The sequence below is a fragment of the Pseudomonas sp. TE3644 genome, from assembly GCF_056278815.1.
Map to the genome: position 1 here is coordinate 2,648,019 of NZ_JBWBQF010000001.1, position 13,659 is coordinate 2,661,677.

A 13,659-nucleotide genomic window follows, 5' to 3' on the forward strand; every position below is an offset into this window, starting at 1 on the left:
CACATGGACGTACGTCAACTAGCCTTCCTGGCACGCCAGCCCTCGGCTGCCATTCAACCTCGCGAGCGTTTCTGGGGCATCTCCAAGCGTGGCCTGGCCTTCGTGCTGGCCAACGCCCTGTTCTGGCAGCCACTCTGGGCCCAGGCCGGAGGTATCACCGTCAGCGGGCAGGGCACAACCACGACCGCAGCTGCTAACGGCGTGCCCATCGTCAACATCGCCGCGCCCAACGCCAGTGGCCTGTCCCACAACCAGTTTGGCGACTACAACGTCGGCAGCCAAGGTCTGATCCTCAATAACGCCACCGGCAGCACCCAGAGCACCCAGCTGGGAGGCATCATCCTGGGCAACAGCAACCTCAAGGGACACGCCGCCAGCACCATCCTCAACGAAGTCACCGGCAACAACCGTAGCCAGCTAGAAGGCTACACCGAGGTTGCCGGCCAGGCCGCTCACGTGATCGTCGCCAACCCCTATGGCATCACTTGCAACGGCTGCGGTTTCATCAACACCCCCAAGGCAACGTTAACCACCGGCAAGCCGGTGCTGGACGCCAACGGCAAGCTGGATCACTACCAGGTGGACGGAGGGGACGTTGCCATTGATGGCTCGGGCGTCAACGCTGGCAACGTCGACAGCTTCGAGGTGATCACCCGTTCGGCGCGCATCAACGCGCAGATCAATGCCAACCAACTGAGCCTGATCGCCGGTCGCAACGACGTCGACGCCAATACCTTGAAGGCCACTACGCGTGCCGATGACGGCAGCGCCAAGCCCAATCTGGCCATCGACTCCACCGCCCTGGGCGGCATGTACGCCGGCGCGATCAAGTTGGTGGGCACGGAAAAGGGCGTAGGCGTGAACCTGGCCGGCAACCTGGCCGCAAGCGCCGGTGATATCGAACTGGATGCCAATGGCCAGCTGAATGTGGCGCAAGCGGCTGCCAGTGGTGCGGTGACTGTCAACGCCCAAAGCGTTGCGACTGCAGGCACTGTTTATGCCGGCAGCCATTTGAACGTGAACACCACTGGCGACATCGTCAATAACCAAAGTATCTCTGCTCGTGATGCCATCACCCTGAGCAGCGGCGGCCAACTAAACAACAGCGGCATTATTGAAGCCGGGGTCAACGCCGATAACAGCCGCAATACTGCGGGTGATGTCAGCGTCAGTGCGCAGAACCTCACCAACAGTGGCAGCTTTATTGCCAGCCGCAACCTGACCGCGCAAGTCACGCAGACCCTGGTCAACCAGGCCGGCACGCTCAGTGCCGGGCAACAGCTGCAGGCCGACGCCACTACGTTCGACAACCAAGGCAAGGGCCGTGTACTGAGTAGCGCTAGCTTGGCGCTTAGCGCCGGTCAGCTGCTGAACACCAATGGCCTAGTGACGAGCAACGGCGTGCTCAACGTGCAGGGGGGGAGCGTCATCAACGGCGCAGGCGAGGTATCGAGCCTGGCTGCCATCAGCCTTGATCTGACCGGTGCCTTTAGCAACGTCAATGGATTACTGAGTAGTGAAGGTACTCTAGACGTCAGCAGTACCAGTTTGGACAACACGCAGGGAAGTATCTCCAGTGCCAAGGGTTTGTCACTGACCACTACTGGCTCAGTGTTCAACCAAGGCGGCGCGATTACCACTGACCAAGCGCTGACGCTCAATAGCACCAGCCTCGACAACCGGCAGAAAGGCAAGATTTCCGGCAGTGGCGCCACTCGTATCACTACCGGGCAGTTCGACAATGGACAAGGTGGCAGCCTAACCAGCGGCGCCACCCTCAATCTTAACGCTGGCCAGGTCATCAACGGCACCGCAGGCCGAATCGCCAGTACCGGTACCCTGACTGCCAGCGTCAACGGCTTGAACCAGCAGGGCGGCCAACTGTTCAGCAACAGCCAACTGAACCTCGACCTGAATCAGGGCCAACTCACCAACAGCGGCCTGATCAACGCGCCAATTCTTGTACTCAACAACCTGGCCGACGTAGATAACAGCGGTGGCGAGATATCCAGTGCCCAAGCCTTCAGCCTAAGCTCCACCGCGCTGACCAACACTGGCGGCAAACTTACGTCCAGCCAAGGTTTGACGCTAGCAGTACAGCAGGCGCTGAACAACGTCAACGGCATGATATCCGCTGCCGTGCTGACCAGTCGGAGTGCGACCCTGGATAACACCAGCGGTACGCTAAGTAGCCAAGGCAACATCGACCTGGGCGTGACTGGAGCGGTTACCAACCAGCACGGCACGCTGATCAGTGACGCTAATGTACTGCTGAGTGCAGCCAGCTTGGATAACACTAGTGGCTCGGTGTCAGGCAAAGGTGATGTCAGTGTCACGGCAGCCAGCGTGCTCAACCAGAACGGTGAGCTGTTTGCGAGCGGCGCCCTGAGCATTAGCAGCACAACCCTGGACAACCGCCAAAATGGCTTGATAGGTGCGCTCGGGGCCATGACCCTGAATGTGGGAGATGTCGACAACCGAGGCGGTGAGTTATCCAGCGGTACCGACCTGAGCCTGACGGGCCGCGGTCTGGACAACAGCGATGGCGGCCTGGTGATCGCCACGCAAAGCCTTGGGTTAAGCGTCGACCAAATCCTCAACCGCAATAACGGTCAGCTTACAGGTAAAGCTGCGCTGAACCTCACCGGCCAAACCTTGGACAACACCAGCGGTGTGTTGTCCAGCCTGCATAGCCTGCAGGTCGGTCTGACGGGATATCTCACCAACACTCAGGGCCTGCTCAGCAGCGAAGGTCTGTTGGCTGCCAGCGCCGCTGGCCTATCCAACCGTCTGGGCAGCCTGTCCAGCGCCGGCCAATTGAGGCTGACCACCACCGGAGCGATCGACAACCAGGGTGGCCAACTGGTCACCGACGCGGGCTTGGATCTGCACAGCGCCAGCCTCGACAACAGCAATCAAGGCACCGTCAGTGCCAGCCAGGCCATGGCGATCACCACCGGTTCGCTGAACAACCAGTACAGCGGCAGCATTACCGGCGGTGAAACTCTGGCTTTGAACGCGGGACAAGTTAGCAACGGTGATGGCGGCAGCATTGCCGCGCAGAACGCTGTCACCGCCAGCGTTACGGGTTTGGCCCAGAATGGCGGCAAGCTATTCAGCAACAGCGCCTTGACCTTAGATCTGAACGACGGGGCACTCAACAACCAGGCTGGCCTGATCAACGCCCCGGTGCTAGTGCTGAAAAATATCGGCGCGGTGGACAACAGTGGCGGCGAAATCTCCAGCGCCCAAGCCTTCGATTTCAGCGCCGACAGCTTGACCAACGACAACGGCAAGCTGCTCTCCAACCAGGCCCTGACGGTCACGGTCAATCACGCCCTGAGCAATCTCAGCGGCACGATTGCCGCCGCCAGCCTGCAAGTGCAAGCCGCCAGCCTGAACAACGCTGGTGGCACCTTGAATAGCCAAGGCGACCTCAACCTGACCGTCAGCGGCCAGCTGACCAACAGCAACCTGGGCCTGATCAACGCCAACGGCACCTTGGCCATCAACGCCGCCGCCATCGACAACAGCAACGGCGGCAACCTGCTGGCCAGCGCCATCGCCCTGGACTTCGGCGCCGCCACCGGCGACCTCAACAACGCCGGCGGCCTGATCACCACCACCGGCCAGCTGACCGTCAATCATCTGCGCGACCTCAACAACCAGAACGGTGAACTGTCCAGCAGCCAAAGCCTCACCCTGGCCGGCCGCACCCTGGACAACACCGGCGGCAAGCTGATCAGCGACAACCTGCTGACCCTGACCGCCAACAGCCTGCTTAACCCCGGCGGCCTGGTGTCCGGCTGGCAAGGCGTGACCGTCACGGCGGGCAGCCTGGACAACCGCAACACCGGCACCGTCTCCAGCCGTTACGGCGACGTCACCGCCACGGTGCAGGGCGACCTGCTTAACGGCAACAATGGCGCGCTGGTCAGCCAGGGCGCGCTCAACGTCAGTGCCGGCAACCTCGACAACAGCGCCGGCATTCTCTCCAGCGCCGCCGGCCTGACCCTGCAAGCCATCAGCCTGACCAACAACGCCGGCTCCATCGCCGCGCAAAACGCCTTCACCTTCACCGGCACCACCTTCGACAACAGCAACGGCAGCGTCACAAGCAACGGCGCTGGCACCCTCAACCTGCTGGACGTGCTGACCAACACCAACGGCAAGCTCGCCACCGGCGCCGACCTGCTGATCCAGGGCGCCACCCAGGTCAACAACCAGCACGGCCAACTGGCCAGCCAGACCCTGCTGACCCTGCTCACCACCGGACTGGACAACAGCAACAGCGGCACGATCGCCGCCAACGACGCGCTGACCCTTACCGCCACCGGCGCGGTGCAAAACAACGCCGACGGCCTGATCTACAGCCAGAACGCCGACCTCAACCTCAGCGCCGCCAGCCTGGCCAACAGCCGCGGCACCCTGCAAAGCCAGACCGCGCTGAACGTCACCACCACGGGCGACATCGACAACCAGAGCGGCACCCTCTTGGCCCAGGGTGGCGACCTGAGCGTCAACGCCGGCAACCTCGACAGCCGCGGTGGCATCCTCAGCAGCCAGACAGGCAGTTTCACCGCGCAGCTTACCGGCGTGCTGAAAAACGGCTACGACCTGACCAATGCCAGCCAGAAAGGCACCATCCAGGCGCAGGGCCTGAACCTGACCAGCACTGGCCTGAACAACGATGGCGGCCGCATCGCCGCACAAACCGGCGACGCGGTGATCAGCACGGGTGACTTCAACAACCAGAACGGCGGCCTGTACGCCACCGGCAAGGTCAAGGTCACTGCCCGCAACTTGGACAACAGCGGCGCCGCCGACGGCCAGATCGGCGGCCAGCAGATCGACCTGAGTCTCAGTGGCGCGCTGAACAACGAGAACGGTATCGTTGAAAGCGACAGCACCCTCGGTGTCACCGCTGCCAGCATCGACAACCAGGGCGGCCAACTGCGCGCCCTGGGCAGCAGCGGCACCACGCTGTTCACGGTCAACGGCTTGCTGAACAACAGCAATGGCACGCTGGAAACTGCGAACAGCAACCTGGCGCTTAATGTAGGTGCCCTGCAAAACCAGGGTGGTTCGATTCTGCACAGTGGGGATGGCACGTTCGGCCTGGGGCTCAACCTGTTGCAAAACGCGGGTGGCAGCCTGGTCAGTAACGGCAACCTGAGCGTCACGGGTGACAGTTGGACTAACTCCAGCGTACTGCAAGTGGGCGACCTGACGGTCAATGTCGGCACCCTCAACCAAACCTCCACCGGCCAGTTGTTGGCCAACCACAGCTTTACCGGGCGTGGCGGCAACTGGAACAACGATGGTCTGATTGCCAGTAACGGCAGCGCCGACCTGCAGGTAACCGGTAGCTATGGCGGTGCTGGCGGCCTGACCAGCGTTGGCGATCTGACGTTCGCCGCAAGCCAGGTCAACCTGAGTGCCGCTAGCTCACGGCTGACCGCTGGCGGCAATGCCGGGATCAACGTTGGCGGCGTCCTGACTAACCAGGGGCGCATCACCGCCAACGGCGGCCTCACCGTAAACGCAGGCACCCTCGACAACTACGGCACCCTGGGTGCGGCCCAGGACGTGACGCTGAGCACGCCGACGCTGCTCAATGAGGACGGCCTGATCTTTGCCGGTGGCAACCTGGCCCTGCAGGCCAACACCTTCACCAACCATGAAGCCAACGTCTATGGCCTGAGTGATGTCAGCATCGCCGGCTTCAACGGGGTGACGCGTTCGGCCAGTGTGTCCAACATCTCTGGCGGGTTGGAGAGTGCAGGGGCGTTCACCATCGATGCCGATGCGTTCGAAAATCGCACCGAAGGTGGCACAGGTACAGGGGATCGAACCCTGACCTCAGGCTTTATTGCTGCTCGTTGCAACGACTGCAAGGGCGACAACTATGACTTGACCCTGGTTGCCCAGGAAACCTTCGAAAGTACCGATACAGACACCAGTGCGGCCTCTACCTTATCGGTAGGTAAGGACTTCGTATTTCAGGGAGGCACTTTCCTTAACAGCAAGAGCACCATTGCTGCTGGTGGCAACATCACGATCCAGGCCGACACCCTGCAGAACGTAGGTTCAGTGGGCGGCACTATCCAGCGCACCCGTACCTACGAAACGCAAACCATCCCAAATGGCGTGGCCAATCAACTGATGGTCGACGCGGTGGTGCCGTATAACCAGCGCAATAATCCCAACTTCCCGCTGGTTTACTACATCGATGATTCCGGGGCTATCCGCACAGCAACGGCAGTTTCCGATTCTTACCGGGACGGCGGGCGCGATGGCACCACCTACAAGGGCGTAAAGCTAACAGATACCGCTACCGGGCAAGAGGTCAGGGGAACTCTGGGGGAGCACGTCTATGGTCTTGCGCTGTCTGGTCTGAGCTACGGCTTCGAGAAGACAGTAACCTCTCAGTACGCGCCTGGGAACTTGCTGGAACTACCGGCTGCTCTTACTCAATACACCTTAGTGAGTGATGTCGAGACCGCCACAGACAACACAGGTGCCGCGAGCACCGGCACTATCCGCAACGCGGTCATCCAGGCCGCGGGCACTGTAGCGATCACTGCCAGCCAAACCCTCACCAATAGTGTCATCCACGAGGACTACGGTTACAACGCCGGCGCCAATCAAGTTCAAAACACCCAGACCACCACTGGCCCCCGGGTTGTCGTCCGGGTCAACGCTCAGTTACCGCCTGACTTGGCGCAGCAAGAGGTCGATCCGCTGACCCTGCCAGGCTTCAGCCTGCCCACGGGCCAGAACGGCCTGTTCCGCATCAGTGGCCAAGGCACTGGCAGCGTTGTTGCGCCTAAGGACTGGACGCTGAGTAGCGGCCAGTTGAGCGGCGTGCAGACGCAGGTCACGGCACCTGTAGCACAAGCACGTGCCGTGAAAGTTGGCAGCGCTGAACCGGCTTCTAGCACTAGCCTCTCCCTAGGCCAGAGCACGGGCACCAGTTCCGCGGGCGCGAGCATCACCAATCAGACCGTGGCTCGGGTGCAGGGCGTGCCAGACACCAGTGTCGTATCCCAACCACAAAAATATCTGATCGAGACCAACCCGGCGCTCACCAGTCTCAAGCAGTTCATGAGCTCTGACTACATGCTGTCGGCGCTGGGGTACAACCCGGACGATAGTGAAAAACGCCTGGGCGATGGTCTTTACGAACAAACCTTGGTAGACCAAGCCGTAGTCGCCCGCACTGGACAACGCTACATCGACGGTGAAACCAGCGACGCAGCGCAATTCAAGTACCTGATGGACAACGGCATCGCCGCCCAGCAGACCTTGAACCTGACGGTGGGTACCGCACTCACAGCCGATCAGGTCGCGGCGCTCACCCACGATATCGTCTGGATGCAAAGCGAAATCGTCGACGGTCAAACCGTGCTGGTTCCGGTGGTATACCTGGCGAATGCCAACAACCGTCTGGCCCCGACCGGCGCGCTAATCGCTGGCACCGATGTGAACCTGGTGGCTGGCCAGACCATCACCAACGCGGGCACCGTAGCAGCGTCCAACAGCCTATCGGCCACCGCCGGCACCGACGTGGTCAACAGTGGGGTGCTCCAGGCAGGCGGGCGTCTTGACGTGTTGGCCAGCAACAATGTGGTCAACCAGGCTGGCGGCATCATCGCCGGGCGCGACGTCGGCATTACCGCCGTGGATGGCAACGTTACTAACGAGCGCACAGTCAGCTCGCTGGACAGCAACACCGTTGCTGGTGTGCGACACCAGGACTTCAGCGACAACGCCGCCCGCATCGAAGCCGCAAACGGCCTGACGGTAAACGCCGGCAATGACGTGACGAACCAAGGCAGCGTGTTGCAAAGCGTGGGCGCTACCAGCATCAGTGCCGGCCGCGACGTGGCACTGGCCAGCACCGCACTGACCACCTCGGCCAGTGCCGGTAAAAACCACACCAGCTCCAGCATTACGCAATTGGGCTCCACCGTGACCAGTGGCGGCGACCTGACCGTGCAGGCCGGCCGCGATCTCAGCGTGGTCGCCAGCCAGCTCAGCGCGAAAGGTGACGTGGCGATGGCCGCCGCCGGTACGCTGGACATCAGCTCGGCGGCCAACGAAACACACTCTTATTCAAAGGGTAAGCACGAAACTCGCCAGGAAGACCATGTCCACCAAGTCAGCAGTGACGTCACTGCGGGCAACAGCATTACCCTCCAATCAGGAAGCGACCTGACGCTTGAGTCCAGCCATCTAACGGCAGGTACGGATGCGACGGTTGCTGCCGGCGGCAAGCTCAACGTACTGGCGGCGCAAGACACCGACTATTCGCTGTACGACATGAAGAAGAAGGGCAGCTTCGGCTCGAAAAGAACCAAGCACGACGAGGTTACCCAGGTTACCAACATCGGTAGCGTGGTAACCACTGGCGGCAACCTTACCCTGGCCAGCAATGATGATCAGTTGTACCAAGCTGCCAAGCTCAACAGCGGCAATGACCTGACCATTTCCAGTGGCGGCGCAGTGACGTTTGAGGGCGTTAAAGACCTGCATCAGGAGACCCACACCAAAAGCAGTACCAGCCTTGCCTGGAACAGCATGAAGGGCAAAGGCAGCACCAACGAATCCTTGCAGCAGACGGAAATAACTGCCAAGGGCAAGACCGTGATCAACGCGGTCAACGGCCTGAACATCGATGTGAAGCAGATCAACAAGGAAACGGTTAGCCAGGTGATCGACACCATGGTGAAGGCCGATCCGAGTTTGAGCTGGATCAAGGATGCCGAGGCGCGGGGGGATGTGAATTGGCAGCAGGTCGCTGAGATTCACAACAGCTTCAAATATTCCAATTCTGGGCTGGGGGCTGCGGCTCAACTTGTACTGGCAATTGCCCTAGCCGCATTGACCGGTGGCGCGGGAGCGGGGCTCGTAGGAGCAACAGCCGGCTCATTATCCGCGGGAATTGCCAATGCGACACTGGTTGCTGTCGAGAATACAGCGATCAACAGCGCGATTAGCAACAAGGGGAACCTGGGCGCAACCCTCAAAGATACGGTCAGCAGCGAAAGCCTCAAAGGCTACGTGGTCTCGGGCTTGATGGGCGGAATCGCAAGTACCCTAGGGTACGATCCTACCAAGCTGGGATTCAATCTCAATAGCGTAGGCCAGGTCGTACTTAAGACCGGTGCCGACACCTTGGTTCAGACCGCGATCAACGGCGGTAGCTTGGGCGATAACTTCGCCAATAACCTGCTGGGAGCGGTTATTGATATAGGCGGTGCGGTTGCGGCGAATAAAATCGGCAACCTCAACTTTGCTGAAGGAAGCCCTACCAAGATAGCCGCCCACGCACTGCTAGGTGGTTTGAAATCCATGGCCATGGGCGGGGATTTCAAGACCGGTGCTTTGGCAGGCGGGGCCAACGAAGCGACCGTGGAGTACCTCGCAGGGCTAGTGCTGCCCCAAGGGTACGACCCAAGCATGCCAGGGGCAGATCAGGCCAAAGCGAATTTGTTGGCGATGTCCCAGCTGGTAGGGGTGCTGACGGCGGTGGTGTCCGGAGGCGATCCCTCGATTGCTGCCAACATCGCAGCGAATGCGACCCAATACAACTACCTGGATCACTCCGATCTTGACCGGGCGGCGAAACAGCTAGTGGGGTGCGGTGACGATGCGAAGTGTGTAACGACCGCCTACACCTCGTATCAGACTTTAAGCCAGAATCAAGAGCAGCAAGCTCTTGTAGATTGTGGGAAAGATCCTGCGAGCTGCGCGCGCGTTTCCAATCTGGTGGCTCAGGCTCAAGCAGACACAGAGCATTTCAAAGATGAAATCGCCTCGGCTTCACCAGAAGCGCAGACCGCCTACAACCAACTCATCGCTGAGAACGATGGGTTCCAAGGGTTATTGGCTAGCGTGACGAGCGTACATTCTGCAAAAGCCGTAACTGACATTCTTGTCGAAAAATTGGGAATTAGCCCAGAACGTGCCGCAGAAATGGCTGCTGGATTGATCACGTTTGCAGCTGGGCTGACTGTCACCAAGGTTTTGGCGAATAGCGATGGCTCACGTACCAAATCTATTAATGGATCGAGCGCGAATGCTGTTGAAGAAGGGGGGGGACGGGCATCCGGGGTAAGCGAAGGATCTTCTGAGAGCCAGAATAGCAGCGCTCCTCGTGAATCAAGTGCACAATCTGAGCCGGACGGAAATGCTGGAGAGGCTGAGAAGCCAGTAGCTGAGAACAGCGAAGGAAAGCAGTCTTCGGAGGGTAACTCAGATCAGACAACAGCGGTTGAAGAGAACAATGAGCCTGCTGCTACCTCCAGCGGGTCAAAGGGTAGTAACGATGAAGATCCGTTGTCAAGCGCAGCTCCAGATGTTAAGAGTAATACTGGTACTGACAGTAGTGGAGTAGCTACAAATGATGCTGCCTCGACCAATAAGGGGCCGAAGGTGCCTCAGAATTTGCAAGCGTTCTCCAATCCACCACAAGGGCCGGTTATACCTTCAGACTGGATTAGCCGCCCAGGCAAGACCCCCGGTAGCACAATATATTATCCGCCTGGTACTGAACCAAGTGATAAAGGAAGCACATATATTCGTCTAATGCCGGCAGGCTCTACGCCTGTGCCTGGCTTGGAAAATGGATATTGGATATCGGTCAAAAATGGACAGCCAATCAACCCAGCCACTGGGGGAACCGGTACAAAAGGCGAGACCCATGTACCATTGCCACCTGATACTGTGCCACCAACGCGCTAGAGGAATATCATGATAGATGAGCTGGAATTGAATGAGTTTAGTTCTACATTGCTGACAGGTGTAACGGTGGGGATTGGCTCGCAAGTCCTAATCTTCGAAAATGGCGCAAGCATCCTCATTCAATGTCCTTTTAGATGTGTATTTAAAGGGCACGAGCAATGGGGGCATGGGGAGGACGTGTCTACCAGTGTGATCTTTTTTGATTTTTTAAATCTAAAAGTCGAAGGAGCTCTCATAGGAGAGGATGGGGTGTTAACAATGAAATTTGGGGGTGACTATTTTGTGATCGTTCCTGAAGCCGATGGCTTGGAGTCATATGTGGTAAACACAAAATTTGGCATATCTCCTGTGACTATCTGAGATCAATGCAAAATGCGCCTGCTAGTCGGACAAACTGAGCTAGTTAAAAAGTCACTAAAGCCCTGATGTGCTGGCCGGTGCACCGTTCAGAAAGGCGCATTCCTGCACCACAGAATTTATTCACGGTTCCGTGCGTGAACGGTATACCGTTGATGTCGCTAATAAAATGCGCTGACATCAGTGCGGGGCTTGGCGTGAATTGTCTTAGGGACAAATTCATGCTCAATTGAATTAATTGGATTTTAGGAAGGCGAGTTTATGCGCTGCATCTCAGGTTTCACCATGTTCGTTATCTTCAGCGCTCTGTCAGGATGCTCTGATACGCCCCTGGACAAAGCTAGTATCTACTACGACCGCGCAGGCTATGCGGCCCAGCTAGTCGACCAAGTCCCTGACATTCAGGGGCCGGTGCTTCAACACGGGCGTTGTGATGTCATCGTCGCAACCCCTGGGTCAAACACGGGCGGGCAAAGTTTTTGTACATATGCGCTGACACCCACCTCGCTGGCCGTCCTAGGATGGGATACGAGAACACTTCATTACACCGAGATTCTCCAACTCAAATGGTCTGATTTGACGTCCGTTAGCCTCAAGACCTTCGGACTGACCAAGCAAGTGCAGTTCATGGAGAAGCAACGGCAGACAGGCTTTAGCGCGATCGTTGATGGAGGTGGTTACATCGATCGTGAAGGCACAAAGAGTATTTTCGAGTTTGTAAAAGGTAAAGGCGTAAAGGTTGTAGATAGTGAAGGCTTGATGAAAGCGCCGCAGGGCGGTGTGGTTGCCGTACCGGTCTTTATCAGGCGCAGATGATGCAATCTTCGCCTTAAGAATGAAACCGGATTTTTCTGGCAGTTTCTTGCGTACAGGTGGCGTGTACGCGCAGACCACCCGTAGGTATTCCTCAATGACCTCCTCGACGCTCACGGCGTTTACGAGGTGATAGCGGTACTGATCAGTCAACTCGACCAGCAGTTCATCGCCATCCAGCTCGAACAGCGGGCAGCTGCGCAATAGCATGCTCTGAGCTGTTCTCAGGAATTCCCGTGGCTCAGCCACACGTGGGTGAGCGTGTAGCAGCGCGACAGGAAGCGTTGTACACTCCTGGACGGTCAACGTTTGAAGTCCAACCCTGTGTGTCACCTGTCCAGCCGCCAACGCCGCGGCTTCTTCAATCTTGGGGCTAGAGTCGACGAAGCGCACCGCGAGCGCCAGAAACAACATACAACTCGCCTCAGATGCCTCACGCACCGGGTCGCTTCTTGTTTATGTGCGCGATAGTGGCATCAGTAGGCATCTGTTTAACCTTCGTCAAAATCGCCGATCACCAGGCCGTATGCCTGGACGGTGTAGGGAGGGCAACGAGAGCCGGCCATTCGCTTGCACGCCAGCGCCAGGGGACGAATTGAAGGCGCCAAGCACGGAACGATCAATCAGCCCTCATCGCAGAATAGGTCAACGCAGCAGCCATGCTACGCGTTCGGCCAAAACGGCATGGGGCCAACCAGGAGATTCAGGATGAAGGAAGATGCGGTGTTGGACATTGCACCTAGATCCTCCCATCCTCAACGGCAGCCGCTTAGCCGACTGCTTTCTTCAGCACCTTGAGGCACCCGGAATAGGTGTAGACGTTCACGCCAAGCTTCTCCCGCAGGTAGGAAAGCGAGGCGCTCTGGTAATCGGGGATGACGATCCAGCGCCTGTTGCTGCGCGGTACTGACCCAAGGTGACGCCTCAACACTTCAGGGTAGCGCCAGACCTTGGCATCCAGATCCAACGGCTCCCCGTCAACGCTCACCCGCACGTCTGCCTGATCGACATTGGGCCAAAGCACCGGCGAATACCCCAAGGCCCGCAGGCCCTCCGCGAGCTTGAGCTCCAACAAGCCAGGCAGCAGGGTAAACTTCCAGAATGCTTCCTGGAGCACCAGCATGCCTTGCCCGGGCAATCCTTGGAGCTCGCTGCCATCGACTCGATTGATGACCCGATAATCAACCGCTCGGTCAAAAATGCTGCCAGCCTCCTCACACCATCTAGCCGGGCAAGCAATATTCGCCTGGCTGACGTTGAGCGGCCAACCACAGGAGGGACACAGGTACAGGTAACCGCCCAGGAGTTCGTGGCTCGCCGGCGGGCGGTAACAGTCGTCAAGCGAGAGATTCAAGGGTTGAAACAGAAGGCGGGCAGGGCGGTGGTCGGTAATGGGATTGTTGACCAGAAAAAAACGGAAGGCTCGGTACAACTCGTCACCATCTGCAAGCACCTTGCAGCTATCCCTGACGCGCTGAACAAGACGCTGTGTGCGGTTGAGCTGCTCGAATGCATTGAACTCCAAAAGCATTTCGCTGCACATCGGCGTAGGAGCATTAGAAGAAACCAGCAGGGGGCCTTTGAGATCGCCTCGTATGGCCTCGTGCAGCCAATCCTCAACGGGCAGCTGAAGGTTGCTTTCCAGCTTGTCAGCCGTCATTACAGGCGACAAGCATCACACATCAGGTCGAACGCTGCGACTCGGTCGCGTACGTAGGTCGTCGCCGCATGCGCCAGCAG

General features: G+C 58.7%; 4 protein-coding genes. 2 read left to right on the forward strand and 2 right to left on the reverse strand.

Annotated elements, in window-relative coordinates; translation table 11 throughout:
- The first annotated feature begins 3 nt into the window (after nt 1-3).
- Together ACZ9GA_RS11705 and ACZ9GA_RS11710 are read left to right on the forward strand one after the other, a co-directional pair.
- Nucleotides 4-10,749 carry a two-partner secretion domain-containing protein gene (locus ACZ9GA_RS11705; protein ID WP_457362520.1) on the forward strand — a complete coding sequence of 3,582 codons (10,746 nt, stop codon included), beginning with the start codon at nt 4-6 and terminating at the stop codon, nt 10,747-10,749.
- Nucleotides 10,750-10,758: 9 nt separating this feature from the next.
- Nucleotides 10,759-11,109: a hypothetical protein gene (locus ACZ9GA_RS11710; protein WP_457362519.1), complete on the forward strand. Its 351-nt coding sequence runs from the start codon at nt 10,759-10,761 to the stop codon at nt 11,107-11,109.
- 513 nt (nt 11,110-11,622) lie between these two features.
- Here the strand turns inward: ACZ9GA_RS11710 and ACZ9GA_RS11715 are convergent.
- Together ACZ9GA_RS11715 and ACZ9GA_RS11720 are read right to left on the reverse strand one after the other, a co-directional pair.
- A complete protein-coding gene (locus ACZ9GA_RS11715) occupies nt 11,623-12,333 on the reverse strand; it encodes a hypothetical protein (protein WP_457362518.1) in 711 nt (236 codons plus the stop codon).
- 355 nt (nt 12,334-12,688) lie between these two features.
- Nucleotides 12,689-13,579 carry a restriction endonuclease-related protein gene (locus ACZ9GA_RS11720; protein WP_457362517.1) on the reverse strand — a complete coding sequence of 297 codons (891 nt, stop codon included), beginning with the start codon at nt 13,577-13,579 and terminating at the stop codon, nt 12,689-12,691.
- Between the last annotated feature and the right edge of the window lie 80 nt (nt 13,580-13,659).

What these genes read in the sequence shown, in the direction of transcription:
- ACZ9GA_RS11705 (WP_457362520.1), top strand. Translation starts at nt 4, where the DNA reads ATGGACGTACGTCAACTAGCCTTCCTGGCACGCCAGCCCTCGGCTGCC.
- ACZ9GA_RS11710 (WP_457362519.1), top strand. Translation starts at nt 10,759, where the DNA reads ATGATAGATGAGCTGGAATTGAATGAGTTTAGTTCTACATTGCTGACA.
- ACZ9GA_RS11715 (WP_457362518.1), bottom strand. Translation starts at nt 12,333, where the DNA reads ATGTTGTTTCTGGCGCTCGCGGTGCGCTTCGTCGACTCTAGCCCCAAG.
- ACZ9GA_RS11720 (WP_457362517.1), bottom strand. Translation starts at nt 13,579, where the DNA reads ATGACGGCTGACAAGCTGGAAAGCAACCTTCAGCTGCCCGTTGAGGAT.